Source organism: Mycobacterium sp. NGS40 (genome assembly GCF_059812735.1).
Window position 1 is genome coordinate 202,341 of sequence record NZ_JCALDG010000007.1, and the last position, 24,949, is coordinate 227,289.

The 24,949-nt window shown below is 63.0% G+C and carries 23 protein-coding genes, 4 tRNA genes and 1 pseudogene; 19 read left to right on the forward strand and 9 right to left on the reverse strand.

The genetic code is table 11. The annotated features are described in order from the left end of the window. Nucleotides 1-32: 32 nt before the first annotated feature. From AC5Y5O_RS13495 to AC5Y5O_RS13520, 6 genes are all read left to right on the forward strand, one after another. Nucleotides 33-1,073 carry a LacI family DNA-binding transcriptional regulator gene (locus AC5Y5O_RS13495; protein ID WP_500025604.1) on the forward strand — a complete coding sequence of 347 codons (1,041 nt, stop codon included), beginning with the start codon at nt 33-35 and terminating at the stop codon, nt 1,071-1,073. An 87-nt stretch (nt 1,074-1,160) separates the two neighbouring features. Continuing rightward, nucleotides 1,161-2,399, forward strand: a complete 1,239-nt coding sequence (locus AC5Y5O_RS13500) for a cytochrome P450 (RefSeq protein WP_096290144.1) — start codon at nt 1,161-1,163, stop codon at nt 2,397-2,399. Further along, nucleotides 2,396-3,244: an SDR family NAD(P)-dependent oxidoreductase gene (locus tag AC5Y5O_RS13505; protein ID WP_096290145.1), complete on the forward strand. Its 849-nt coding sequence runs from the start codon at nt 2,396-2,398 to the stop codon at nt 3,242-3,244. Before AC5Y5O_RS13500 ends, AC5Y5O_RS13505 begins: the two co-directional genes overlap by 4 nt. Nucleotides 3,245-3,278: 34 nt before the next feature. Further along, a complete protein-coding gene (locus AC5Y5O_RS13510) occupies nt 3,279-4,220 on the forward strand; it encodes a zinc-binding dehydrogenase (RefSeq protein ID WP_096290146.1) in 942 nt (313 codons plus the stop codon). Nucleotides 4,221-4,699: 479 nt separating this feature from the next. Next, nucleotides 4,700-6,073, forward strand: coding sequence for a rolling circle replication-associated protein (locus AC5Y5O_RS13515; RefSeq protein ID WP_224097131.1), 1,374 nt, complete (start codon nt 4,700-4,702; stop codon nt 6,071-6,073). A gap of 59 nt (nt 6,074-6,132) precedes the next feature. After that, complete coding sequence (locus AC5Y5O_RS13520; protein WP_131806047.1) at nt 6,133-6,444, forward strand: hypothetical protein; 312 nt, start codon at nt 6,133-6,135, stop codon at nt 6,442-6,444. Between the two features lie 57 nt (nt 6,445-6,501). Here the strand turns inward: AC5Y5O_RS13520 and AC5Y5O_RS13525 are convergent, their stop codons facing one another. Next, nucleotides 6,502-7,083, reverse strand: a complete 582-nt coding sequence (locus tag AC5Y5O_RS13525; RefSeq protein WP_014710943.1) for a TetR/AcrR family transcriptional regulator — start codon at nt 7,081-7,083, stop codon at nt 6,502-6,504. A gap of 83 nt (nt 7,084-7,166) precedes the next feature. On the opposite strand from AC5Y5O_RS13525, the gene AC5Y5O_RS13530 reads away from it, so the two are divergent. Beyond that, the gene (locus tag AC5Y5O_RS13530; RefSeq protein WP_014710942.1) at nt 7,167-8,360 is read left to right on the forward strand and encodes a cytochrome P450; all 1,194 of its coding nucleotides are present in this window, start codon (nt 7,167-7,169) and stop codon (nt 8,358-8,360) included. A 58-nt stretch (nt 8,361-8,418) separates the two neighbouring features. Here AC5Y5O_RS13530 and AC5Y5O_RS13535 read toward each other — a convergent pair whose 3' ends face one another. After that, nucleotides 8,419-9,054 carry a TetR/AcrR family transcriptional regulator gene (locus tag AC5Y5O_RS13535; protein ID WP_014710941.1) on the reverse strand — a complete coding sequence of 212 codons (636 nt, stop codon included), beginning with the start codon at nt 9,052-9,054 and terminating at the stop codon, nt 8,419-8,421. A 796-nt stretch (nt 9,055-9,850) separates the two neighbouring features. Here AC5Y5O_RS13535 and AC5Y5O_RS13540 point away from each other — a divergent pair. After that, the gene (locus AC5Y5O_RS13540) at nt 9,851-12,937 is read left to right on the forward strand and encodes an MMPL/RND family transporter (protein WP_024636820.1); all 3,087 of its coding nucleotides are present in this window, start codon (nt 9,851-9,853) and stop codon (nt 12,935-12,937) included. Next, nucleotides 12,934-13,830, forward strand: coding sequence for an alpha/beta fold hydrolase (locus AC5Y5O_RS13545; RefSeq protein ID WP_014710939.1), 897 nt, complete (start codon nt 12,934-12,936; stop codon nt 13,828-13,830). Before AC5Y5O_RS13540 ends, AC5Y5O_RS13545 begins: the two co-directional genes overlap by 4 nt. A 28-nt stretch (nt 13,831-13,858) precedes the next feature. Here the strand turns inward: AC5Y5O_RS13545 and AC5Y5O_RS13550 are convergent, their stop codons facing one another. Next, entirely contained in the window at nt 13,859-14,305 is a 447-nt protein-coding gene (locus tag AC5Y5O_RS13550) for a DUF6188 family protein (RefSeq protein WP_014710938.1), read from the reverse strand. 264 nt (nt 14,306-14,569) lie between these two features. Between AC5Y5O_RS13550 and AC5Y5O_RS13555 the strand changes: the two genes are divergently transcribed. Beyond that, entirely contained in the window at nt 14,570-16,138 is a 1,569-nt protein-coding gene (locus tag AC5Y5O_RS13555) for a hypothetical protein (RefSeq protein WP_224097130.1), read from the forward strand. A 7-nt stretch (nt 16,139-16,145) separates the two neighbouring features. On the opposite strand, the gene AC5Y5O_RS13560 is transcribed toward AC5Y5O_RS13555, so the two are convergent. Beyond that, entirely contained in the window at nt 16,146-16,577 is a 432-nt protein-coding gene (locus AC5Y5O_RS13560; RefSeq protein WP_008263949.1) for an NUDIX hydrolase, read from the reverse strand. Between the two features lie 79 nt (nt 16,578-16,656). Between AC5Y5O_RS13560 and AC5Y5O_RS13565 the strand changes: the two genes are divergently transcribed. The 5 genes from AC5Y5O_RS13565 to AC5Y5O_RS13585 all read left to right on the forward strand — a co-directional run bounded on the left by AC5Y5O_RS13565 (nt 16,657) and on the right by AC5Y5O_RS13585 (nt 20,718). Further along, complete coding sequence (locus AC5Y5O_RS13565) at nt 16,657-17,451, forward strand: GntR family transcriptional regulator (protein ID WP_020821582.1); 795 nt, start codon at nt 16,657-16,659, stop codon at nt 17,449-17,451. 99 nt (nt 17,452-17,550) lie between these two features. Then, complete coding sequence (locus AC5Y5O_RS13570; protein WP_008263947.1) at nt 17,551-17,973, forward strand: hypothetical protein; 423 nt, start codon at nt 17,551-17,553, stop codon at nt 17,971-17,973. Further along, complete coding sequence (locus tag AC5Y5O_RS13575) at nt 17,970-19,316, forward strand: hypothetical protein (protein WP_020821580.1); 1,347 nt, start codon at nt 17,970-17,972, stop codon at nt 19,314-19,316. The genes AC5Y5O_RS13570 and AC5Y5O_RS13575 overlap by 4 nt, the downstream gene beginning before the upstream one ends. Nucleotides 19,317-19,326: 10 nt before the next feature. Beyond that, nucleotides 19,327-19,560, forward strand: coding sequence for a helix-turn-helix transcriptional regulator (locus AC5Y5O_RS13580; RefSeq protein WP_008263943.1), 234 nt, complete (start codon nt 19,327-19,329; stop codon nt 19,558-19,560). After that, a complete protein-coding gene (locus AC5Y5O_RS13585) occupies nt 19,561-20,718 on the forward strand; it encodes a tyrosine-type recombinase/integrase (protein WP_008263933.1) in 1,158 nt (385 codons plus the stop codon). Nucleotides 20,719-20,750: 32 nt separating this feature from the next. On the opposite strand, the gene AC5Y5O_RS13590 is transcribed toward AC5Y5O_RS13585, so the two are convergent. The 3 genes from AC5Y5O_RS13590 to AC5Y5O_RS13600 form a co-directional block, all read right to left on the reverse strand. Next, nucleotides 20,751-20,827 (reverse strand) — tRNA-Phe (locus AC5Y5O_RS13590). A 34-nt stretch (nt 20,828-20,861) separates the two neighbouring features. After that, a tRNA-Asp gene (locus AC5Y5O_RS13595) sits at nt 20,862-20,935 on the reverse strand. Between the two features lie 39 nt (nt 20,936-20,974). Continuing rightward, nucleotides 20,975-21,047: transfer RNA gene (locus AC5Y5O_RS13600), tRNA-Glu, on the reverse strand. Between the two features lie 136 nt (nt 21,048-21,183). Here AC5Y5O_RS13600 and AC5Y5O_RS13605 point away from each other — a divergent pair. From AC5Y5O_RS13605 to AC5Y5O_RS13615, 3 genes and pseudogenes are all read left to right on the forward strand, one after another. Further along, a tRNA-Lys gene (locus AC5Y5O_RS13605) sits at nt 21,184-21,256 on the forward strand. 112 nt (nt 21,257-21,368) lie between these two features. Then, nucleotides 21,369-21,518: pseudogene (locus AC5Y5O_RS13610) on the forward strand (helix-turn-helix domain-containing protein); the annotation flags it as partial. Nucleotides 21,519-21,537: 19 nt separating this feature from the next. Beyond that, complete coding sequence (locus AC5Y5O_RS13615; protein WP_423790954.1) at nt 21,538-22,359, forward strand: TIGR04255 family protein; 822 nt, start codon at nt 21,538-21,540, stop codon at nt 22,357-22,359. Nucleotides 22,360-22,362: 3 nt separating this feature from the next. Here the strand turns inward: AC5Y5O_RS13615 and AC5Y5O_RS13620 are convergent, their stop codons facing one another. Next, nucleotides 22,363-23,262, reverse strand: coding sequence for a class I SAM-dependent methyltransferase (locus tag AC5Y5O_RS13620; RefSeq protein WP_096290147.1), 900 nt, complete (start codon nt 23,260-23,262; stop codon nt 22,363-22,365). 122 nt (nt 23,263-23,384) lie between these two features. On the opposite strand from AC5Y5O_RS13620, the gene AC5Y5O_RS13625 reads away from it, so the two are divergent. Beyond that, a complete protein-coding gene (locus AC5Y5O_RS13625) occupies nt 23,385-23,888 on the forward strand; it encodes a nucleoside deaminase (RefSeq protein ID WP_096290148.1) in 504 nt (167 codons plus the stop codon). On the opposite strand, the gene AC5Y5O_RS13630 is transcribed toward AC5Y5O_RS13625, so the two are convergent. Continuing rightward, complete coding sequence (locus AC5Y5O_RS13630; RefSeq protein ID WP_423790939.1) at nt 23,885-24,943, reverse strand: oxygenase MpaB family protein; 1,059 nt, start codon at nt 24,941-24,943, stop codon at nt 23,885-23,887. The two genes, AC5Y5O_RS13625 and AC5Y5O_RS13630, sit on opposite strands and share 4 nt — an antisense overlap. Nucleotides 24,944-24,949: the final 6 nt, after the last annotated feature.

Here is a 24,949-nt window from a genome sequence, read left to right on the forward strand (position 1 = left end):
CACACCGCGCCGGGACACCGCCAGCTGCCATGATGGTGCGCGGTGCGGTTAGGGAGGTAGCGGTGCAGAACACGGGCGCACGCAGGCCGGTGACTAGTGCCGACGTCGCGCGCCGCGCAGGGGTGTCTACGGCAACGGTCAGCTATGTGCTCAATGGTGCTCCCGGCCAGTCGATCTCGGCGCAGACTAAGGCAGCCGTCCTGGGTGCGGCGAAGGACCTGGGTTACCGGCCCAACCTGGTGGCCCGCCACCTACGCACCGGCGGCAGCGGACTGGTGCTCTACGTGGTGCCGCGCATCCCTCTGGGCGAGGTCCTCATCGAGGTGGCCAGCCGGCTGACAGCCGCGTTGTCGCAACGTGGACTGGTGCTGTCATTGCAGGTGGAGACCACTGATGCGCAAGACGTCATCGATGCGATTCACAATCTGCGGCCGATGGCGGTGACCAGCGTGTTCCCCCTCGGCGGTCGGGTACGTGACGCCGTGGAAGCCGCTGGACTGCCGCAGGTCTATCTGGGTAGCGCGAACCTGCAGACATTGGAATCGCTCAATGACAGCCTCGGCCGGGTCTGGGTCGAGCATCTAGTCAGCCGTGGACATCGCCAACTGGCCTTCGCCTACTCGGGCGACGAGAAACTACGGGCGCAAGGCGACTACTGGCTGAGCGGGCTTCGCGCCGCCGCGTCGCAGGCTGGTCTGCCCGACGTGGCGGCGGCAACAGTACCGACGACCGGGGGCAGCGCCGCCGCCGTCGTGGAGGACTGGAAACAGTCGGGTGTCACAGCGGTCTGTGCGCAAACCGATCTGACCGCGCTGATGGTCCTACGCGGCATCCACAAACTGGGCTTGCGATGCCCTGGCGACGTGGCGGTGATCGGCGCCGATGCGGGAGAACTCGGCCACGTCAGCGACCCGCTTCTCACGTCGGTGTCGTTCAACATCGAGGCGATCGCCAGACAGGCCGTCACGGCCCTGATGACACAACTGGGTTTAGACGTAGATTTCGATGTCGACGACAGTCCCGCTCCCGGTGCGACGGAATTCGTCGCCCTGATCCAACGCGAATCCACCTAGCCCCGGATTGGCGCCCTGCCTCCAGGGTTGACTTAATCGTGTAACTAGCTTAATCGTGTAAGCGACCTCGTACGAAAGGACGGGCCCATGACTGTCAGCAATCCGACCCGGGCGTACTACGACCCCTACGATTCGGCACTGAACACCGACCCGTATCCGATGTTCGCGCGGCTGCGTGAGGAAGCGCCGCTGTACTACAACGCCGACCACGACTTCTATGCACTGAGTCGCTTCAGCGACGTCGCCGCCGCACTGGTCGATCACGAGACCTACAGTTCCGCGCGAACCGCGATTGTCGAGTTGATCAAGGCCGACATCACTATTCCGCCCGGTGTCCTGATCTTCGAGGATCCGCCGCTGCACGACGTGCATCGAAAGCTGTTGTCGCGGATGTTCACGCCCCGCAAAGTGATGGCGCTGGAGCCACAAATCCGAAGATTCTGCGCCGAGAGCCTCGATCCGCTGGTCGGGACCGGACGCTTCGACTTCGTCCAGGATCTCGGCGCGCAGATGCCGATGAAGACCATCAGCATGCTGGTCGGAATCCCCGAGGCCGACCGGGAGGCGATTCGCGATCACTCCAACGCCCAGATGCGCACCGACGACGGTAAGCCGATCAGGGCGGCGTCGGAGGGGCTGGTGCTGGGCGAGATGTTCGGCGAGTACCTGGACTGGCGCGCCCAGCATCCCGCTGACGACATCATGACGGAGTTGCTCAACGCGGAGTTTGTCGACGAAACCGGCATCACGCGCCGCCTGACCCGAGAAGAGATCCTCAACTACGTCAACGTCGTCGCCGGCGCGGGCAACGAAACCACCGTGCGGCTGATCGGGTGGATTGGCAAGGTCCTCGCCGACCACCCCGACCAACGTCGCGAACTCGCCGAACGCCCGGAGCTGATCCCGCAGGCGATAGAGGAATTGCTGCGGTTCGAGACCCCGGCTCCGCATGTCGCTCGCTACGTCACCCGCGAGGTCCAGTTGCACGGACAGACCGTGCCCGAAGGGAGCATCATGCTGTTGCTGCTGGCCGCCGCGACCCGCGACCATCGTCAGCATCCGCCCAACGGTGACGTGTTCGACATTCACCGCCCAGTGCATCAGCATGCGGTCTTCGGCGTCGGCGCGCACTATTGCCTGGGGTCGGCGTTGGCGCGACTGGAAGGCCGGATTGCCCTCGAGGAAGTCCTCAAGCGATTCCCCGAATGGGATGTCGACGTGACTAACGCCCGGTTCTCCACCACATCAACGGGTCGAGGCTGGGACGCCCTTCCCGCCCACACCCATCCGGCGAAACACTCCATCGGGCCAGGCGCGCACGCGTGAAGACGATTGTGATCACCGGTGCGACGGCTGGTATCGGGTTGCACAGCGCCGAGCAACTCGGCGCTGCGGGGCATCACCTGGTGCTGATTGCCCGCAGCGAAGCCAAGCTCGCCACCGCGGCCGCACGAGTCCGCGCCGCCGGCGCAGTTCACGTCGACACCGTTGTCGCCGACTTCCAATCACTGCGTGCGGTCGATGCGGCGGCACGAGTGGTGCTCGACAGCTGCGACCGACTCGACGTCTTGATCAACAACGCCGGCGGGCTGTTCGGCCACCGCACCGTGACACGCGACGGCTACGAGGCCACCTTCGGCGTGAACCACCTGGCGGGTTATCTGCTGACCGAACGTCTCAAACCGTTGCTGATACACAGTGCCCCGGCCCGCGTCGTCATCACCGCCTCTTCCGGGCACTCACACGGTTCCATCGACTTCGACGACCTGCATTTCCAGCATCACTACGACAGCTTCAAGGCCTACTACCGATCCAAACTGGCCAACGTCCTCTACATGCGCGCCCTGGCCGCCGAGCTGGACGGCAAAGGGGTCACCGCGAATGCGCTACACCCGGGCATGGTGGCCACCGACATCTGGGACAGCACACCCGCTTTGGCGCGCCCGCTGGTCGCGGCGGTCAAACGAGTCGCGATGCTGACTCCCGCCCAAGGAGGCGCCCGCATCACCCACGTCGCTGTCGAACCGCGGCTCGACAACGTCACCGGCGCCTACTTCAACCGAAATCGCATCAAGCAACCCTCCAAGCTGGCTCGCGACGCGGCGCTGGGCGCCCAGCTGTGCCGCGTCAGCGACCAACTCACCGGCATCGACCGCAACCCCATTCGCTGATCCCCCGCCGCAACTCATCGAGGAGCAAGTACCTATGAAAGCCTGGCACCTGATCGCAGCCAACCAGCCGTTGCAGCGCGTGGAATGCGACGACCCCGAGCCCGGGCCGGGTCAAGTCGTTGTCGACGTCCGCGCCGCCGGGTTGTGCCACAGCGACGTCGGTTTCCTCGACGGCACTCTGACCCCGTTGCTCCCCAAGCTGCCGATCATTCCCGGACACGAAGTGTCCGGCGTCATCGCCGAACTGGGCCCCGACGTCGAGGATCTTGCCGTCGGCGACCGCGTCGTCATCGAATTGAGCGAACATGGCGCCCCCGGCTGGTCAGCCGACGGCGGCTTCGCCGACAAGTGCCTGGCCTCCGCCAAGGGCGTCATCAAGCTGGCCGATCAGATCAGCTTCGCCCAAGCAGCTACCGCCACTGACGCGGGCCAAACCGCCTACGGAGCCGTCATGGGAGTCGGCGCGCTACAAGCCGGGGAACGTGTGGGAATCGTCGGTCTGGGCGGATTAGGCCTCACCGGTGCGCGCATCGCGGTGGTGGCCGGAGCCGAGGTCTTCGCCGCCGAACCCAAACGCGAGATCTGGGAACTGGCGACGCAAAACGGCGTCACCCAGATCTTCGAGGACGTTCGCGACCTGGCGCCCCTGCAACTGGACGTCATCGTCGACTTCGCCGGATTCGGGACCACCACCGCTGGCGCCGTCAGCGCGGTCCGACCAGAAGGACGGGTCATCCAGGTGGGCCTTGGGGTCGACGAAGCGACCATCCCAACCACCGAACTCGTCTTCAAAGAAGTGGTCCTGCGCGGCGCGCGTGGCGGTCACCCCGGCGACCTGAAAGCCGTCCTGGGCCTGATGGCCGCCGGCCAGCTGTCGATCCACACCGAAACCATCGGATTTGATGACATCCCTGAAGCCATCGAACGACTCAAGTCTGGTGACACCCGAGGACGCCTGGTCGCCGAAACCGGCTGAGTCAAAGCGCCTCCGCTAGGAGAATGCCGAAATGCTCAAGGCACGTGCGATTTTGAAGAAGGCTCGGGATTCTTCGCGGCCGAGCTCGACCGGCCAGTACGTTCGACAGTTGTGGCCAGGGCCGGGATCGAACCGGCGACCTTCCGCTTTTCAGGTGGATGGAACGGCCGCTGGCCTGCGGTTTAATGACTCCCATACGTCAAATACGCCGCGCTGAGCGCGTCTGACGCAGGCTGCTCGTCCGGCGATCGGACACAGACCGGACACGGTGACAGCACTCCCGACAAGGGACCCTTCATCGCCCGTCACTCAGTGATGCGCGCTGGGGGCTCCCGGGGAGCAGGTACCCGATGCCCGGCATCACGAGGTCGAGCGCGCATTCAACGAGCTCGATTGCGGAGCGACTCACCCTTCGGCCGGACACAACCCGAACGGCCAGCCGGAACACGGACGGAGCGGCGGACGCCGGTAGACCGCGAGTGCCCGAGGCCGGCAAGGCCGCAGGGCGCGAGAGCGGTAGCGGTCGGTCGGACGGCGGGAGCGGCGTAGACCGTGTTCCGGCTGGGACCAACGGGCTTGTTATATGCGCCAAAAGTGTCCGCGACACCGTCGACGGCATTGTTGATGCGGAACTGTCGGCCTCGGATGCCTTGGGGCTGCGGTTCCCGAGGCCCAACATGGTGGCCTCGGCAGCGGCGCTGTTCGAACCGGCCGAACCATGGGCGCATGGACGGGACCGGCTGGATGTCGAACCTGAGTGCGGGCGATTCCGGATCACGATCGGCCCGGGCGTCGTCCGTCTCGGCTGGACCAATCCCGTTCGCGCGGAGAAGGCATCTGAGCGGACCGTGGGCCAGCACATGCAGGACGTAGCGGGCGAGGTAGACCGCATAAAGGCCGGTCGTGATGTGCCTGACCCGTCGGGCCGTGCGATCACCGAATGGTCCCGCAAGTCGCGTGCGGCGATGTGCCGCACCTTCGCCGAGCTGGACTACACGCCGATGGTGGAAAGCGGACGGGTACCCGCGATGGTCACGCTGACCTACCCCGGCGACTGGGAATCGGTCGCACCCGATGGAGCCAGCGTAAAGCGACATATGATGCTGTGGCGCAAACGATTTCAGCGCGAATGGGGTGAACCAGCGCGCTACATCTGGAAGATGGAATTTCAACGCCGCGGCGCACCACACATTCACCTATGGATGGCTCCCCCGTATACCGTCGGTCGATCAGGCCGTAGGTTCAGCGAATGGTTGTCGCAGGAATGGGCGGAAGTCGTCGCCCATCCCGACCCTGAACAACGCACACGCCACTTGCGCGCCGGTACGGCTATCGACAGCCTCAACGGATTGCGTGCTTGCGACCCCAAACGCTTGGCGATCTACTTCACGAAGCACTCATCACCGAATAGATTGGGCGACAAGGAATACCAGCACATCGTTCCGGAGGCCTGGCGGCGGCCGGGCCGCGGACCGGGTCGCTTTTGGGGGGTCCACGGGTTGGAACGAGCAACCGCAGTCGTTGAGATCGCCCAGGACGCATACCTGACGGCCCGAAGGATCATCCGTCGGTGGTCTCGCTCACAGGCCATTCATAGCGATTGCACCCACTGCTTCCCCACCGCACTCGTTCCGCGAATGACCCGCGTCGCAGTTCAACGAACAAACTCCAAGACTGGCAAAGTACGCCACCGCAACGTCTGTCGGAGGCGACTTCTCTGCCGCCAAGGCGGCTTCGCGGGTGGCTACGCCCTTGTGAACGACGGACCAGCGTTCGCATCCCAGCTCGCGGCAGCGTTATCGGCGGATCGGGCGAAGGCGGTGCGCGACGAACAACTCGCGGGCCGTAAGTGATCTAACGCAATTCACCTCTGACCGTCGCATTGCAGCAACCGGCTACATACGCTTAGCACGTGACCATCGAACTGTCGCCGCGCCTGCCGGATGGTGAGCGGCCGAGGAATCATCAGGAATTGGCCGCTGAGCAGATGGACCTGGACAACGTGATCAACGAGCTACTCCTGCGGCTGGAGGATCATAAATATCGTTGGGAGCTTTATGAATTCGGACTTTCCGACACTGAAGAGCGACGTCAGGTGCACACAGTCATTGAGCAGCTGCGGCTGGCGGTGCATACGGGTGGGCCAGCCGTACTTCATCCGCTGCGTCACGCGCTGTCTGTAGCTCACTCCGACGACCCCGCGTCGCCTGGATGCTCCGGATAGTCCGAGTCGCGGGCCATGCTCAGCTGCGCACTACCGTCCACGCGGTGCGGGGGACGGCTAGCGCGGTCGTAAACCGACAAAAACGAGGTCGTGAATTGTTCTGGCAATTCGATCTTCGTCGAGCGCATCGTCAAGCACTAGGTAGGTCAGTGCGCTGGTCGTGACGGCACCGAATAGCGCGATCGCGGCAACTGCTGGGTTGTCGAGGGTCACGAGTGAGCCGTCGCCGGCGCCAGCGCGAAGTAACGTCTCGACGGGTGCGAAGTATGCGGCGCTGATCATGTCGGCGATGACGGGCATGCGGGCGGCGCGGCCCAGTTCCCCGATGAGAGCGCGGCAGACGGCGGGTCTCTGTGCCATCACGCGCAGCTGGGCACTGATGACTGCGTGCAGGCGCTGAGCGGCGGAGCCTTCTGCCTCCACGACTGCGGCGACCTCGTGCGCGACTTGCTGTAGGACGTCTTCGAGGAGGAAGGCGAGTATTTCCTCTTTGCCGGCGAAGTAGTAGTAAAGGGTGGCCTTGGCGATGCCGGTGGTGGCGGCGACGTCTTCGATCTTGGTGTCGTTGAGCCCGCGGTCTGCGAAAAGTGCCGCCGCCGGCGGCAGGCGGTCGGCAATTTTTCGCGGAACCTCGCGCATTGACGCTCCTCTCGGTTGGACTTACAGTCTAAACTACTGGATTAGACAGCCGTATAATTAGATTCACAGCGGTAGGAGCTCAGATGACGACGGTGCAACTTCGCTACGACCCGTTCGATGCGACGATTCAGGACGATCTCTACCCCATCTACCGGCAGCTGCGCGACAAAGCCCCGCTGTATCGCGCAGCCGATTCCAACACGTGGGTTTTCAGTCGCCACGAAGATGTCGTCAGCGCGCTGCTTGACCATCACACCTACTCATCCGTGGACGGCATATTTCCAACTCCACCGGGCTCAGATTTCCACGCATCGTTCTTGCCCATGATGATTTTGATGGATCCCCCGCGACACGATCAGCTGCGCGCGTTGGTAAGCAAGGCGTTCACCCCGCGGCGCATCGCGGCGTTAAGTAGTGGGATTGAGGACCTGGCGGAGGATTTATCAGATTGCCTTGACCGGGGCGCAGGGTCGGTTGACTTTGCCGCCGACTTTGCCGCCGTCCTGCCGGCCATGGTGATCGCTGATTTGCTCGGCATTCCTCGCGAGGACCGCGCACAGTTTCGGCAGTGGTCAACCACGATGGTCCAGTCCAATCCGGCGCGCGGTGAGATGGGCGAGGGGCTGGCCGCGGCTGCGGCCGTCTATGCCTACTTCACCGACTTCCTCGCCGAGCGTCGACGCGAACCGCGCGGCGACTTGATGTCGGCCTTGGTGTCCGCCGAGATCGACGGAAAGCGTCTTACTGACGAGGACCTCCTTGGCTTTTGCCTGTTGCTGCTCATCGCAGGCCATGAGACCACCTCGAACCTGCTCAGCAACGCCGCAGTAGTGCTTGCGAGCGATCCCGACATTCGCCGACGACTAGTCGCCGATGACAACTTGCTTGGTCCCGCAGTTGAGGAGCTCCTCCGGTATGACTCACCGGTGCAAGGACTTTCACGAACTCTGACCCGCGACGTCACGCTGCATGGCGTCACGATGTCCGTCGGTGATTCAGTGCTGCTGTTGTTCGGCTCGGCTAACCGTGACGAACGAGTGTTTGCTGATCCCGACGTGTTCGATATCGGGCGCAAACCCGAACATCAAGTGGCGTTCGGCCGAGGTATCCACTTCTGTCTCGGTGCGTCATTAGCGCGGATGGAGGCCCGGATAGCGTTGCGCGCCCTGCTGGCCCGAGTGCCCAACTGGGAAGTCGACCTAGAGAACGCGCAGCGCCTGCGGTCGGGCCTCATCCGGGGCTATATGTCTTTGCCTATCTCGTGGTCGGCAAATTAGCCGAACTGCGCGTCAGGCAGAGCGGCTGGGGCGGCGCCATTCCCGCGGAGCGGGATCACTACGATGCGGGCTCGTCGACCTTGCGGCGGTGCGCGGCGAGGAAGTCATCGACGATGCGCTCACAGTCTTGACGATCGATGGCACGCAGCCCGGTGAGGCGCGCGAAGGCGACCGGCCCCACGAGTTGGCACAGGATCAGCTCGGGGTCGAATTCATCGAGGTCGGCGCAGGCTTCGGGGCTTTGCAAAAGTAGATCGAACGGCTGGCGATACTGCTCGATGATCCGGGTCCGCAGCGCGTGCCGATCGTAGGTCTCCTGAGTGCTGTTTGATGTTGGGCCAAGCGCGACCCAAGCCAGTGTGGTGACGTGCAGCGGCGCCTCCTGGAACAGCGTGGCCTGTCGGCTCAACAGTTCGATGAGTTGGTCGCGCAACGATCCCGTCGCCGGCGGAAGGTGAACCTGCGGCAGCAGCCGTTCAAATGTGGCGGCCAGTAGTTGAGTGGAGCTGCTGAAGTGGCGATAGAGGGTCGTGCGCGCAACTTTAGAGGCCTTGGTGACCGCGTCTATGGTGACGGCTTCAATCCCGCCGGCGCTGAGGAGTTTGGTGGCTGCATCTAATAGCCGGGTCCGGGAGCGCACCAGGCGCGGATCGACATCGTCGTCGACCGGCATGTCAAAACCGTCGCGCTCCATATGGTCACCGTAAACCCTACGCATACCTGGCCCGCACCGAATCGCATCTGCATTGGCGATTGATCCAGCCACTACCCAACTAACGCTACTGTTGGTAGCATAGCGCTACCAATAGTACAGTTATTCGTAGGGGTTTGTGCGTAGTAGGGGGATTCGTGATCAGGCAACGGCTCGAACAACCCGTGGTCCAAAAGGCCACCAATGCACGGCTGGCATGTCGGTTCATGAGGCCATCCCACGAACCCTCCCAACTTGTGCGGCAGGGACTCGCACACGCCGAGGATGGCGTTCTGCGATGAATGCGCTGCTTGCGCTAACCAGGACCCAAGTGTGGATGAGTGCGGCTCGCGGTTTCAGGCTCAGCGGCCGCACCATTACCAGTGACATCCACCGAACGCCGCCGGACCAAGACCGCGTTCGTCCTCGGCATTACCCGCCTCGCTACTGCTCATACCTGGACGACAATTTGATGAACCGGGAAATGTACAACCACGTGCACGACGATCCCACCAGGCTAACTTCCCGGCTGGCTTTTCGTCTGCGGCGTTCATGAACCTTTCAGAATTTCGGCGACGGTGCGTCGTCACGGTCAATCAACCTGCGCGCCGAGGGGCACGTCGCGCCAGGCGCGAAATGCTGGTCCGTCGCCTGCGGGGTGCTCTCGGGCCAATCCAGGTGAGTAGTGCGGTAGCGGTCGACGGGTGCACGCCTGTCGCGGTTTCGGCGACGAAGCGAAAGGGTACTAGCGGTACTGTTCCGACACCGTTAGTTTCTTTTGGGATAACGGAGGTGGGGGATGGCGGACAACGGGTGGGTTTCCTCGGGGGTGGCGACGCTGAGTCGCCCAGTTCGGGAGCAACTTCGCAAGGTCGCGGCGGGCGAGGGCGCATACAGTGATCGACTAGCTCGCCTGGCGGGGTTCAGCATCCGACATAAGGTGCTGGTCATCGGGGCGTGGGTGGTGACCGCCGGCGTCCTGGCGATGCTGTTCCCCCAGCTGGAAACCGTTGTGAAACAGCAGTCGGTGAATCTGGTCCCCCCTGATGCTCCATCGCTGCAGACGGTTGACCGGATGGGCACGGCATTCGGCGAGCAGGGGTCCAAGACCACCGTCTTTGTTGCATTCGAGGACCCGACGGGCCTGACTGCGCCGGTGCGTCAGCGCTACAAAACGATGGTTTCGCGGTTGCGTGCCGACTCCCAGCACGTGCGACTGGTTCAGGATCTGTTAGCCGACCCCGTTACTGCGGGTCAGGCGATGAGCCAGGATGGCAAGGCGTGGTATGTGCCGGTCGGGGTAGCTGGCACGCTCGGCGATCCTAGAGCGGCGGAATCCGTTCGGGCGGTGCGCGCTATTGTCGCCGAGTCGTTTAGCGGTACGTCCACGATCGTTCGTGTAACCGGACCTCCCGCGACATTCAGCGATCTAATCGATTCGGCTGAGCAGGATTTGATTGGCATCTCCATCGTGACAGCCGGTCTGATCGCGGTGATTTTGCTGGTCATCTATCGGTCACTAGTTACCGCGTTGCTGCCATTGCTCGTGATCGGTGTGAGCCTGGCGGTCGGGCGCGGGGTGCTCTCGGCGCTGGGCGAATCAGGAATGCCGGTGTCGCAATTCACGATTGCGTTCATGACTGCCATCTTGTTGGGTGCCGGCACCGATTATTCCGTGTTTCTGATCAGCCGGTATCACGAGCAGCGCCGCCAGATGATTTCGGCTGACCTGGCTGTGATTAACGCAACCGCCACCATCGGGCGGGTGATCATGGCTTCCGCCGCGACTGTGGCGTTTGCGTTTCTATCCTTGGTCTTTGCGAAGCTGAGCGTATTTAGCGCATTAGGCCCGGCGTGCGCGATCGCTGTCTTTGTCGGAGTCGCAGCTACAGTAACGTTGTTTCCTCCGGTATTGGCGCTTGCCGCGAAACATGGCATTGGCGAACCCAAAGCTGACCGCACGCGCCGATACTGGAACTGGATCGCCGTGGCCGTGGTCCGCCGACCCGCCCCACTGCTGGCCGCCAGCCTGGCACTTGTATTAGGCCTCGCGGCTGTCGCGCTGACTATGCACATCAGCTACGACGATCGGCAAGGACAGCCGGCGACGACCACCAGCAATGAGGGCTATCGCTTGCTGGATAGGCATTTCCGCAAAGATATCGTCATCACACAGTTCATGGTCGTCGAATCACCCACAGATATGCGCACCAGTAAAGGCCTAGCCGACCTAGATGAAATGGCGTCTCGAGTGTCGCAATTGCCGGGCGTCACCAAGGTTTCCGGTGTCACTCGGCCCACCGGTGCACGCCTCGATCAGGCACAGCTCTCGTGGCAAAACGGCCAGATCGGCAACAAGATGGCCGGCGCGGTCGCCAAGGGAGACGCCCATAAGGACGACCTGGCCAAACTCACCAGTGGCGCCGACCAACTCGCCGGCGGCCTGGCGCAACTTGACACCACCCTGCGCACGGCATTGACACCGCTGACCGCGGTCCTTACCCAAGCCCAGTCCAGCGGATCGCAATTTCAACACTTTCGCCCTCTGCTGCAGCAACTTTCGGCTACCACACCAACCATCGATCAAGCGATCCGAACCGGGCCGGGACTGCGTCAAGAAGCTCAACAAGCCCAAAACGCGATCGCCACGATCGATCCGCTGGTTGGTGCGCTCAACACCTCCCCGTGGTGTGCCACCACACCCGAGTGTGCCCAGATCCGCGATCAGGTGCAGATTCTGGTGACCTTGCGCGATGGCGGCTTTTTCAGCCAGCTCGCCAACCTGGGCGACATGTACCAGCCGGGCAGCGACAATGCGGCGGGCACCGTAGCAGATCTGCAGAGCACGGTCACCTCGCTGAACAAGGCTTTCGGAGCACTCGGCGATCCCGCCGACATGGCCGGCAATATCCGCCGCCTCCAAAACGGCATCAGCCAGCTCGCGTCGGGTGCACAAGCCCTGGCCACCGGCGTGCACACCCTTGCCGACAGCAACATCGAAATGTTGTCCGGCATGAGTCAGGTCGCCACCCAATTACAAAATTCCGCGCGGTCCAGCGCCGGTTCGGACAACGCCAGCGGCTTTTACCTGCCCGCCAACACCTTCGAGAATCGCCAGTTCGCCGATGTGGCAAAACATTTTATGTCGGCCGATGGCAAGACCGCCCGCTTCGCGATCGAATCGAGCTACAACCCCTACAGCAGCCAAGCGATGGATCTCGCTCAGAAAATCACCGAAGTTGCCGGGGCCGCACGCCCGAACACCTCCCTGGCCAACGCCACGATATCGATGGCCGGTTTCCCCGCCGTCAACTCCGATATTCAGCGCCTGCTGTCGGCCGACTTTCATCTGCTGGCGATCGCCACGCTCGTCATCGTCGGAGTGATCCTTGTCCTTCTCCTGCGTGCCTTGCTGGCCCCGCTCTACCTCCTCGGTACGGTCGTACTCAACTATGGCGCGGCACTGGGCATTGGGACGCTCGTCTTCCAATACGGCCTGGGTAAGGAAATCGCCTGGCCCGTACCGCTTGTGGCGTTCATCATCCTGGTCGCCGTCGGCGCCGACTACAACATGCTGCTGATCTCGCGGTTACGCGAAGAATCCGCTCACAACATTCGCGTCGGCGTGCTACGCACGGTCGCAAACACCGGTTCAGTCATCACCTCAGCCGGGCTCATCTTCGCCGCGAGTATGTTCGGCCTGATGGTCGGCTCTGTCGGAATCATGATCCAAGTCGGATTCATCGTCGGCTGCGGCCTACTACTCGACACCTTCGTCGTTCGCACCCTCACGGTGCCCGCGATCGCTACGCTCCTGCGCGAGGCCAGCTGGTGGCCGCAACGGAAATCCTCGACTCACAACGGCCGACCACACCGGACCACATGACAATTGGCCGAGAGCGCATCCGCACCAGCGACGGGATCACTCTCGTGGCCGATTGCTACCGGCACGCCGCGACTCACCCCGTCGTGTTGCTGCTCCATGGCGGCGGCCAGAACCGTCACGCGTGGGCCACCACCGCCCGTCGACTCTATTCCCACGGCTACACCGTCGTCGCCTACGACACACGAGGTCACGGCGACAGCGACTGGGACCCGAGCGGACAATATGACATCGAACGGTTTGTGTCCGATCTGATCTCGGTACGAGGACACGTCAGCGCCGACAGTCCCCCCGCCGTCGTCGGCGCGTCGCTGGGTGGGCTGATCATCCTCGCTACCCATCTGCTGGCCCCACCCGACCTCTGGGCAGCCGTTGTCCTGGTCGACATCACCCCGCGAATGGAATTTCATGGGGCCCGTCGCATCCTGTCATTCATGGCCGGACACCCCGACGGATTCGGCACGCTCAATGATGCCGCCGATGTCATCGCCGAATACAACCCACGCCGCGCGCGACCCGAAAATCTCGACGGCCTGCACAAGGTTCTGCGCCAACGTAGCGATGGCCGATGGATCTGGCGCTGGGACCCGGCCTTCATCAGCTCCAACTTCGATGTCCTCCAAGGCAATCTCATGACGGGCAGCGAGGAGTTCGACGCCATCAGCGGATTCCTCGCCGAAGGAGCACGTCGAATCACGGCCCCAACGCTGTTGGTACGCGGGGCACTTTCAGACGTAGTCTCCCAGGAAACCGTCAGCGAATTCCGCCAGCTCGTCAGGCACGCCGAAACGACGGACGTCACCGGCACCGGTCACATGGTTGCCGGCGACAACAACGACGCGTTCACCGCCGCGGTTACCGACTTCCTCGACCGCGCCATGAGGACCCTGACATAAGCATCCAGCGAGTCTTCAGCCACCCGGGCTACTGATGTGCCATGGCTTTGGGTTGTGTTGCGTCTGAGTCATTCTCGTCGACAGGAAGGTCGTGCCGAATCGCTCGGACGCGACCTCGCGGCAGACACGCCACGTATCCGTGACACTTGCCATAGAGTTCCCACGAGGTCGCCGCTACATCCGGGTCGACGTCGATGCGGTGGCCGGGGGAGAAACAGAGATGTAAGGCCCCGTCGTCGTCGCACCAGGCGCGCGTGCAGATCGCTCCGGCAAGGTCCAACAGTGGCCGCTCCTCGGGCGAAAGGTTGATGGGGTCGATCAACACTTCATCCGACGGCCAGGCTCCTGCCGGCGGGAGGGTCAGTCGCAGCGGTCGGGAAATCACCAATTCGTTGTAACCGTCGAGGTCGAGTATGAGCCCTTCGTGCAGCGAGACTCGCTGAACGGTGCATTGCTCAATCCATTGCGTGTGCATAACCGCCCCCTTCGACGCGTCGGTGAGTCCCATCTATGCTACCGATAGTAGCGCAACGATACTATTAGTATTCCTATGCGCTATCGCGGGCGTTCCATGCATCAAGAATGCGCTGCAAACCTCGATCAATGCGCTCGCGCGCCTCCCCTGCCGTGCGGCTCTGGTGTGGCTGCGGTCGGTTGACCTGCCGTATGCATGCAGTCGTCGGAATGCGAACACTACGGACCGATCTGAGTTGTCATCCCCAAGTGCGACCATCCCAATATGGCGATCACCATCCCATCCGGCCGGCCCAACTGGCGCTTCATGCGCTACGTTCGGCCGCCGACGAGAGACTCGAAGTTGGAGCCTCTGTACCCATTGAGGCCGGCAACGCGCCCGGTGCGGCTGGGCATTGATGTCGGGACCATCGCGGAGCCGCCGGAGGAGGGCTACATCACCGGGTTCCTGACGCGCGACGAGATCGAGGTGCACCTATTGATCCCGGCGGCAACGGAAGCTCCGAGCGGGTGGACCGAGTTGCTCGATGAACCGCCTTGCCACACCGTCAATTTCACGAACGTAGCTGACGCAGGCAAGTTCTGCGACGCGGCCGAGTTCTCCGTCAGCACCGCTCGTGGCGAGAGCTACCGTGCCTGGTCCAAGGCTCGGTTCTTCGCCGCGTACCAGCAGCTCGATGAGCACGATGCGCCGGACGGCCTCCCCCCGTTGACGCTCGATCAGCGACATCGTGCAGCTGCCTATGCTGCCGCCGCCGGGGCTGTTGGCATCGATGCCATCGTCACCACCGCCCCCACTGCGGGACGAACAGATGTCGCCGACAACGATGTGGTCGTCAGCGTGACACCCGACGCGGCTGTACCACTCATCGGTCACTACTTGCGGGTGACTAGCAATCCGGTTGTGACGGTCGAGCGCGGCATGTTGGTGGGTGGCGGAAGCTGGGAGACGACGGAGTCGACTGCGACCATCGTCAATCTTTACGACTGGGGCACGGTCAGCGGATTGCCATACTTCGATGCCGCTTCAATGTTTGCGGCTGCCGCTAAAGGTGGACCTGAGGCCGCAGAGGCATTCACGTCGGTTCGCATCCGCCTGAGACGTGCAGCGCGCGCGTTCGACGATCTGCTGGCCGCGCTGTCGAACCCGCTGGACGGGAAGCGGAACGAAGATGTTGCCGAGGCTACCGCTGAAGCTTTTGACCGTGAATTACTCTATCTTGCAGCAGTTTTCGATATTTTCGGGCGTGCTTACCAAGCGATGGTCGACCCGTCAGTTGATCGGAAAAAGGCTCGGGGATCACTCGACTCGCGGACCTTCATCGACAAGGAAGTGCGAACGCAGTACGACCAGTCACTTTTGGGTGACGTGACGCGCCTGCGGGTGTATGCGTGGCTCTGCAAGCAGTTGAGGAATCACATCCACGATGGCGTTCTTGCCGTCGACACCCACCCTGGCCGCAGCTACGGCAACACGATGAACGTGGCGCTGAATCTCAGTGTGATTCCCGAGTTAGCCCTCGGTGCCGACAATGAGATGACTCAGCACCACTACGACGCGCTGGGAGTGTGGCAGACCGAACCTGTTTCGCCCTTTACCGGTTCGTCAATGGTGGCCGACCTTGCGACAACCGGTTTCACCCTCATCCGAGCGGCGCTCGAGTACATCGAAGCGTTCACGAAACTTATCGTCCGGAACAAACCGGCGAATGCGCCGTCGTCTAGTGCGTTCCTGGGATGCGTGCAGGCTCGTCCGGGCGAGGTCGAGCCAGCGCCCCCAAAGCGAGCAGTGTTCTATCAAGCACTGTTCGGATTACATCCGGACAGCGTGTAGTGGACCCCTAGCAGCCCGACACGAGGTTGACGCCGTCATGGACCCGCGAATGAGTTTCTTCGTCGAACGCGTCCAGTACACGCACCGCGAATGCAGGATTCATCGCTGACTGAACTTCCTCCCTTGTCATCCAACGAACCTCGCGGGCTTCCGCAGTGGGGTGAGTGTCCCCATCGGCCGGATGGCAGCGGTAGACCAGAGCGACAATCCCATGGGTCAGGTTCTTGTAAACGCCGGTGAGACGTTCTACCTTCACCGTCAATCCGGTTTCCTCAAGGACTTCGCGCCGAACACCGTCCTCAAAAGATTCGCCTAGTTCGAGTACACCACCAGGGGCTTCCCAGTGGCCGTTGTCGTCCCGCCTGATCACGAGAACGCGATCATCGTCACGCACTACGATGCCGGCGACACTGACCGAGTGCTTAGGCGAGGTTGCCATTTCTGGGGTCCTCCTTGTTCGATGCCGGCAGAAGAGACACGGGTTGACTGGCTTCCTAGACTAGTCGTCTAGACATGTGATGGAAGGCCAGCGGGTGCTGCAACTTGGACAAATCGACAGAGCCGATGACAAGCCGCCATATCGGCAGATCGCGGGCATGTTGCGAGAAGCGATCCGTTCCAACCGGCTAGCTCCCGGGGAACGACTGCCGTCTGAGACGGAACTTATCGAGCATTTCGGTGTGGCACGCATGACGGTAAGACAAGCTGTGCAGGAGCTTCGTTCCGAGGGACTGGTCGTCTCGCAGCATGGCCGCGGGGTGTTTATTCGCCCGACGCCCCCCATCCGCCGGCTCGCGTCGGATCGATTCGCGCGACAGCATCGCGCGGCAGGCAAGGCGGCGTTTACCGTCGAGGCCGAGAAATCGGGTTACTCGCCGCAAGTCGACAATATTGCGGTGAGCCGCGAGAAGCCGAATTCGTTTGTAGCGGAACGACTTCGATTATCACCGGACGATGACATCGTCGTGCGATCGCGCCGCTACCTGGCGAATGGCCGACCGGTTGAAACGGCGGTCTCCTTCATCCCGGCTGCTTTCGCCGAAGGCACGAGGATCGAGCAGGTGGACACTGGGCCCGGGGGCATCTACGCCCGACTGGAAGAGAATGGCCACGTACTCGGTCACTTCACCGAGGAGGTCGCAGCCCGAATGCCCACTCCCGAAGAACGGCGGCAACTGGAACTCGAACCAGGCGTTCCCGTATTGACAGTGCTGCGAACCGCATATGACGCGAATGACGTGGCGGTTGAGGTCTGCGACACGGTGAAAGTTGCTTCCGCCTACCTGCTCGAATACGAGTTCCCGGCCCGCTGAGCCCAAAGTCTTCGATCAACTGGGCGTCGACCGTTGCACTCCTCTAGACGACTATGTAACCTCAACTTGTCTAGAGCAGTTCTCATGAAAGGTCGACAAATGTCTGTGCCGAAATGGCTCAAGGTGTCACACCAGCAGGTTTTCCCACGCAAAGCGTTTGTGGTGTCCGACGTGACGGCGGTGATCGATTACGAGCGGTCGACGAAGGACAACAAGGTCCAGGCGACTGATCGAGAATCAGGCGCTCCGTTGTGGCAGGTCGAAGTCCTCGACGGCGACCCGACAGCTAGTAAGCGAGCGCGCACTCTCACCGTCAAGTTCGCAACGCCCAAGCAGCCTGTGTGCCCACCGAACACTGCCGGAATGCCCTTCACACCAGTGATTTTCGAGGAACTATACATATTGCCGTACGTAGACCGTTCGAGCGAATCCGGCCGCATCGCGTGGTCGTTTCGGGCCTCGGGTATGACTGCGGACACCGGCAAGGCGGGGTCCTCAGCGGGAGACCGGGTGTCAGCATGAGTCCGTACGACCCCGTAGTACCTAGCGATCCGTATTCGATTCCAGATCCCGACGCCGGCATCGACTTCTTTGACCTCACGCACCTGCTGGCGGTCGGCGCCATGTGGCTCATTGCGGTGATCGGCGTGGTCGCCGTTTCGCTCGTCGTTTGGAGAGTGCGTTCCCCCGCCACATTTGGGCGTTATGTTGCAACACCAGCATGTCGGGCCCGATGGCTGATCTGGGCATCGATCTCCTGGCCACGGGTTGCCAAGGCCTGCGGGTTGTCGACTCCCGAGCACGTCACACGCACGGACGCACAGGGCAAGAGCAGGACGAGGACAGTTTGGACTCATCCTCGCCTTCTCGGGGTGAGCATGTTCGGCGACTGCCTACGGATGACAGTCCGAACACGGACCGGCCAGACGGTGGACGACCTCGAAAACGCGGTCCCCGCAATTCGTGACGCTGTCGGGGCGCATTCCGCCCGCTCGACACTGATCGGCCCCGGCACGGTTCGCGTGGAATTCGTTATGAAACAATGCCTTTCAGAGGCAGAGACCGCTGCATTCCCAACCAGCGTCGAGCCGACGGGCGTCGAGGTCGGCCGGCGTGAGAATGGGTCGGCATGGACTCTGCGCGTCGCCGGCCTGCACACCCTCACTGTTGGGTGCTCGGGTGCGGGCAAGGGCTCCGTTTTTTGGGGCATTGCAGGCGGATTAGGCCCAGCCATCAAGGCGGGAACCGTGCGGCTGTTCGCCGTGGATCTCAAGTACGGGATCGAAGTGTCAGTCGGGTCTGCACTATTCAGCGGCATTGCGACGACCGAGGCCAACGCCGCGAGACTGCTGACCAACTTGGAGGAGCTACTAGACAGCCGCGGTCGCAGGATGGCCGGCCGAGCGCGTTCGCACACACCGAGCACCGCCGAACCGCTCGTCGTGCTGCTCATCGATGAATTCGCGGGCTTGACCGCATACATGACGGACGCGGCACTGAGGAAGCAAGTTGCGGGCTCACTCTCACGCATCCTGACAAAGGGTAGGGCTGTAGGCATCGTGGTCGCCGCATTCATGCAGGACCCTCGCAAGGAGATTCTGCCCATGCGCGGGTTGTTCACCCAAACCGTCGCACTGCGGCTGCGCTCACGCGACGAAGTCGCCATGGTCTTGGGTGACGGCCTCGCCGACGCCGCCCCCGCGCATCGGATCAACCCAAATGAGCCTGGTACCGGATACGTCATCGCCGAAGACGGGTCAACGATGCGAGTACGCGCCGACTTCTGGCCCGATTCGCTAATCCGTTCTGTCGCACAAGAATACGGGCCTACAAGCTCAAGTCGCGCTGGTTCAGCAGAGAACTGAGGACATCGGCATGACAACCCTCGGCATCAAAACCAGCGCCACCGCGACAGCGACCTTTCCAGAGCTTCTAACAGCGGAGCAGGTGGCCGAGCTGCTTGGCGTGTCCGCTGCGACGGTGAGTCGATGGGGCGCATTGCGCGAACACGGCGCAGACGTGGGACCGCCCTGCTACACGCTATCTGATCGCGTAAGACGTTGGGACGCAGCTGAAGTCCGCGCATGGCTTCGTAAGGTGCGTCGCTAAGTGGCCGGATCGGTCCCGCGCGGTATCCGAAAGCGGATCAATTCGGCCGGTCTGCCGCGCTATCAAGTGCGCTACCTGGTGCGTGATTCAGACTCCCCGTCGGGATGGGCTGAGACGTCGTCGACGTTCGCCACCTTGCGAGAAGCGCGGGCATTCAAGGCCGACCGGGATGGCGAAGCGGCGATCGGCGCCAGACGCTTCGACCCCCGACTTGGCCGGGCCAAACTCGCCGCTGTCTGGACGCAATACAGCGCGTTGAAACGCCCCGCAGTGTCGCCCAAGACCTGGAGCGGCTACACCCAGCATTGGGAACTACGCATCAGTCCGCGTTTCGGCCACGTCCCGGTTGATGAAATCAGCCGAAAGGATATACAGCAATTCATCGATTCCATGACCGTCGGTCCCTGGGCCAAACTCGCCACGCTGCGGCTGCTGCGGTCGATTCTCGACATGGCGCGCGAGGACGGTCGAATCCACAGCAACCCGGCTGACGGGGTGTCATCCGGGCGGATACCCACCCGAGAACGCCACCGCTATCTGACCGCCACCGAAGTCGCCGCCCTGGCAGCCGCATGCGGCGACCACGGCGACGTGGTGATCATCCTCGCCTTCACCGGCCTGCGCTGGTCCGAACTCGTCGGCCTGCGGGTCGGCGACATCGACCTAACTGCGCGTCGGCTCTATGTCCGCCAGGCCGCGCCAGAAGTGGAAGGCCGGATCATCGTCGGGCCGCCAAAAACTCGCGCCGCCGCCCGAACCGTCCCACTCCCCCAAATCGTCATCGACGCGCTCAAACCAAGGATCGATAATCGCGCGCCCACAGAACATGCAATCACCTCGCCAAATGGCGGGTTCCTCAGATCAAACAACTGGCGCCGGCATACCGACTGGAACGAAGCCCTAAAGAAAACCGGACTGGTGCCGCTGACGATTCACGACCTGCGCCACACCTACGCCAGCCTGGCCCGGGCCTCCGGCGCCGACCTCCGCTACGTCCAGAAGACGATGGGGCACTCGACGCCGACCGTCACCGCGAACATCTACAGCGACCTCTATTCAGACGAACTCGACCACGTAGCCACGAATCTCGACCGGCTTCAGGACGTCGCCAAAAACCGGGCGAACGGACAGGAACCGGACACACCGAACCATCCATAGAGTGCCATCACCGCGTCCGTGCAGCTCAAGACTGGTGGCCAGGGGCGGGATCGAACCGCCGACCTTCCGCTTTTCAGGCGGACGCTCGTACCAACTGAGCTACCTGGCCCGGAAGGCACCGATAACGTGCCTCGCCTTAAGGGCGACCCTGACGGGACTCGAACCCGCGACCTCCGCCGTGACAGGGCGGCGCGCTAACCAACTGCGCCACAGGGCCTTGCTGTACTGCTCGCTCCGACGTTACCGCCGTTGCGTGTACCCCCAACGGGATTCGAACCCGTGCTACCGCCGTGAAAGGGCGGCGTCCTAGGCCACTAGACGATGGGGGCCCGAACCGAATCACTCCGGGGTACTCGCAACGCAACTACCGTTGGAAGCCACGCTAGCTTAGGTCACCGCAGGCCTAATCCTCAAACGAGCGCCGTTCGAGTCGCGTTTCGAGCCCAAGTATCCTGAACGTTCGCCGCCCCTATAGCTCAGTTGGTAGAGCTACGGACTTTTAATCCGCAGGTCCTAGGTTCGAGTCCTAGTGGGGGCACAAAAACGCTGTATTACCTCGGCTGATGCGTGACATTTCTCCTTCGGCTGATGCGCGACAGTGTTTCGGCTGATGGTTGACAGTTACTTCGGCTGATCCTGACACTCCCGAGATGAGGGAGTTGAGTCTGGCCGAGCAACGGTATGCGGCCGTGTTGGCGGTGATCGGCGACGGTTTGTCGGTGTCGCAGGCCGCGGAAAAGGTCGGGGTGGCGCGTCAAACGCTGCACCGATCGCTGGCCCGTTACGAGGCTGAGGGCTTGCCGAAGTCCTCGTTTGACCCTGACCCGACTTGGCTATGCTTCGCGGGTGAGTGTCGATCCGGCCTGGCAAAACGCGCCCGCAGCCCTGGTAACGATGGAAATCCGTCACCCCGCAACGGATTCCCTCACCGAATCGTCGAGCCGGGAGCTCAAAAGCCTGCTCGCCGACGACCTGCCCATCGAACGCCAAGCTCAGGACGTCGCCTGGGCGATGGCTCCAGGGGGAGGCCCTGCGCCGACGGCGGAACAGTTCGCCCGCTATGTGAACCGGGACGGCACGCTGGCCGCCTCGATCAAGAACCAGGCAATCGTCATCGAGACCACCGCCTACTCCACCTTCGATGCGCTGTCAGACGTCGCGATGCGCGTCATCGAGGCTCGTTCCCAGGTGTCTTCGATCGTCGGCGTGGAACGCATCGGTCTGCGCTATCTGCTGGAGATCCGCGTCCCGCTGGGCGCCGACGGTCGCATCGACTGGGCCGAATGGATCGCCGAGCCGCTGCTCGGCCCGCAACGCATCGCTCCCGGCGGCCTGACCCTCACCGAATGGCAGGGCGCTGCGGTCTACCGCGAACAGCAACCGGGCAAATCGATGATCGTGCGCTACGGACCGGGCATCGGCCAGGCCCTGGACCCCAACTACTACCTGCGCCGCACCCTGCCGGCGCAGCCCGGACCGTTTTTCCAGCTGGACATCGACAGCTTCTGGACCCCGGCCGCCTCGATCCCCGAATACAACCGCGATGCGGTCCGTGCGACGTTCCACAATCTCTACGAGCCGGCCCGTGCGGTGTTTCAGGAAATGCTCACCAGCAGCCTGAAGGATGACCTGCAGGCCTGAGCCCTAGCGGGTACGCACAGCCCTGCTGTAGGTCACATCGGCGAACGCCTGCGCGACGTCGTCGTCGGGGTAGTGAAAGCCGTTGGCCGCGTGCAGTTCCTTGACCGTCTGTGACGACACGTCCCAGCCACGCTGCTTGAGGTGGTCGACGAGGTGGCTGCGGTGCCCGTGGTAGACGAGATCGTTGAAGTCGACTTCGAAGCCGAGTTCGCTCATCCGGTCGTGGTGTGCGCGCCACCGCGGATCCGCGAAAATCGCTGTGTCGGGGACGAATTCGAAAGCCAGCTGGCTGCCCGGGGCGCTGAGCTCGGTGATGTGGTCGAACAACGTGTCCTGAGCCTCGTCGGGCAGGTACACCAGCAAGCCCTCCGCGCTCCACGCCGAGGGCGCCGTCGGGTCGAATCCCGCGGCCTGTAGCGCGCCGGCCCAGTCGTCGCGCAGATCGACCGCGACGGCGCGCCGCTGCGCGGTCGGCTGTGCGCCGAGATCACCCAGAGTCAGGGTCTTGAACTCGATCACGTCGGGCAGGTCGACCTCGTAGACGACGGTGCCCGCCGGCCACGGCAGACGGTAGGCGCGCGCATCCAGACCCGAGGCGAGAATCACCGCCTGCGCGACGCCGCTGCGTGCGGCTGCCAGGAAGTACTGGTCGTAGAACCTGGTGCGACACGCCATCCCCTCGGCCGTGCGGCGAGGGTCGAATTCGGCATCCCCGCCGACCGGAATCTGCCCGTCGACCATGCGGACGTACACATCTATCCCGACTGCCCGCACCAAAGCCGCGGCGTACGGGTCGTCGATCAACTTCTCATCGTGGGACAGCGCCCGGTGGGCGGCAACCATGGTGGCTGTCGCCCCGACGCTCGTCGCGAGGTCCCAGCGATCGCTATCGGTGCGCGCCACAGTGCTCCCCTGAATCCGTATCTCCAACAAACATAGACAAGCTAGTTATTACCACGACGGGCGGCCGCTGCACCGGTCGGGACTACTCTCCGACTTAACTGCCCGCCCGCGCCGGAGGAACCGTGACCGATTTTGCCCGACGGACCATCGAGCTGGCCCGCCGAAACGTCGCCGAGGGCGGCCGGCCGTTCGCGACCGTGATCGTCCAGGACGGCCAGGTGCTCGCCGAGAGCGCCAACAAGGTCGCCCAGTCCAACGATCCGACCGCCCACGCCGAGATCCTCGCGATCCGCGAAGCCTGCATCAAGCTGGGCACCGAGCACCTGGTTGACGCCACCATCTACGTGATGGCCCATCCGTGCCCGATGTGCCTGGGCTCGCTGTACTACTGCTCGCCTGCGGAAGTCGTCTTCTTGATCACCCGCGAGTCCTACGAGCAGTACTACCTCGACGACCGCAAATACTTTGAGGTCTCGACGTTTTACGACGAATTCGCGAAAAGCTGGGACCAGCGGCGGCTACCCATGCGATACCAGCCTCAAGACGCCGCGGTCGAGGTCTACCGGTTGTGGAACGAACGCAATGGCGGCGAGCGTAAATCGACGGTCGTCCCAGCCTCGCCCTAGGAAACGTTGGGGCAGTAGTGCATTGGGTTGTCCCGCTCGTCGACGGGCGGCAGGTTGCGCGCCGGGGTGTGCACCAGCGGCGCGTCGGCCGGGATCCGTCCAGACGCCCGATCCAACCCCGCCCTGGCCCGCGGGTGCTTTCTGAATCGTGCTGGCACACAAGCGAACACCAGACGAACCAGGTCACCGAGGCGCCGGTGCAGCCATTCGTCACGGCGTGACCATTGGTAGCCCATCAGCTGCCGCACCGGCGGGTCGTACAGACCGACGGTGAACCAGACGAAGAACGGCGCCAGCAGTTTGCGTTGCGCCGCCCACAACCAATCCGGAACCTTGCCGGCAAACGGCGGCTTGGGCAGGTCGGTCAGATCCAGCACCGCACGTGCGGCCTCGTGGTCCTCTAATACGTTGCGGCACATGTGATCCCAGTAAACCTGGAAGTCCTCCCAGGACGCCGGGACCGGTCGCATGCTCATGCCGTACATCCGGTACCAGTCGATGTGTTCGGCGAACAGCTGCCGCTTCTGATCCTCGGTCAGCCCGCCGCAGAACCGTTCTGCCACATGGATAGTCCCGACGAAGAAGGTGGCATGCGCCCAGTAGAAGACATCGGGATTCAGCGCGTGATAGCGGCGACCCTGCTCGTCGACACCCTTGATGTTGACGTGATAGTCGCGCACCTCGGCGCCGGTGGCCGGAGCGCGGTCCCCGTCGAAGACGACGCCGCCGATCGGATACAACGACCGCAACAGCCGGGGCCAGCGTTCCCGGAAGAAGGTCGAGTGGTCGCTGACCGCAGCGCCCAGTTGCGGGTGCATGTTCTGCATGGATCCCGCCCACGGCCCCTGCAACATGCCGCGCCAATCCCCGAAGTAGCGCCACGTCAGGGAATCGGGACCCAGTGGTAAAGCGTTATATCCGAATTGTGATACCGGACACCCGCTCGCGACCCCGTCAGAGGCGCGGTCAGACATTGCCAACTCGTCGAGAGTGGTCGCGCCGCTACCAGCTTCGGCGCTGGTCAGTGGGCAGGCTGCGGACGTATGTTGGGTCACTATTGG

Excerpts from the sequence above, each read along its gene's own strand:
- AC5Y5O_RS13570 (WP_008263947.1), top strand. The coding sequence starts at position 17,551 with ATGTCTGTGCCGAAATGGCTCAAGGTGTCACACCAGCAGGTTTTCCCA.
- AC5Y5O_RS13495 (WP_500025604.1), top strand. The coding sequence starts at position 33 with ATGGTGCGCGGTGCGGTTAGGGAGGTAGCGGTGCAGAACACGGGCGCA.
- AC5Y5O_RS13535 (WP_014710941.1), bottom strand. The coding sequence starts at position 9,054 with ATGGAGCGCGACGGTTTTGACATGCCGGTCGACGACGATGTCGATCCG.
- AC5Y5O_RS13545 (WP_014710939.1), top strand. The coding sequence starts at position 12,934 with ATGACAATTGGCCGAGAGCGCATCCGCACCAGCGACGGGATCACTCTC.
- AC5Y5O_RS13580 (WP_008263943.1), top strand. The coding sequence starts at position 19,327 with ATGACAACCCTCGGCATCAAAACCAGCGCCACCGCGACAGCGACCTTT.
- AC5Y5O_RS13525 (WP_014710943.1), bottom strand. The coding sequence starts at position 7,083 with ATGCGCGAGGTTCCGCGAAAAATTGCCGACCGCCTGCCGCCGGCGGCG.
- AC5Y5O_RS13540 (WP_024636820.1), top strand. The coding sequence starts at position 9,851 with ATGGCGGACAACGGGTGGGTTTCCTCGGGGGTGGCGACGCTGAGTCGC.
- AC5Y5O_RS13500 (WP_096290144.1), top strand. The coding sequence starts at position 1,161 with ATGACTGTCAGCAATCCGACCCGGGCGTACTACGACCCCTACGATTCG.
- AC5Y5O_RS13565 (WP_020821582.1), top strand. The coding sequence starts at position 16,657 with ATGGAAGGCCAGCGGGTGCTGCAACTTGGACAAATCGACAGAGCCGAT.
- AC5Y5O_RS13555 (WP_224097130.1), top strand. The coding sequence starts at position 14,570 with ATGGCGATCACCATCCCATCCGGCCGGCCCAACTGGCGCTTCATGCGC.
- AC5Y5O_RS13510 (WP_096290146.1), top strand. The coding sequence starts at position 3,279 with ATGAAAGCCTGGCACCTGATCGCAGCCAACCAGCCGTTGCAGCGCGTG.
- AC5Y5O_RS13560 (WP_008263949.1), bottom strand. The coding sequence starts at position 16,577 with ATGGCAACCTCGCCTAAGCACTCGGTCAGTGTCGCCGGCATCGTAGTG.
- AC5Y5O_RS13550 (WP_014710938.1), bottom strand. The coding sequence starts at position 14,305 with ATGCACACGCAATGGATTGAGCAATGCACCGTTCAGCGAGTCTCGCTG.
- AC5Y5O_RS13530 (WP_014710942.1), top strand. The coding sequence starts at position 7,167 with ATGACGACGGTGCAACTTCGCTACGACCCGTTCGATGCGACGATTCAG.
- AC5Y5O_RS13575 (WP_020821580.1), top strand. The coding sequence starts at position 17,970 with ATGAGTCCGTACGACCCCGTAGTACCTAGCGATCCGTATTCGATTCCA.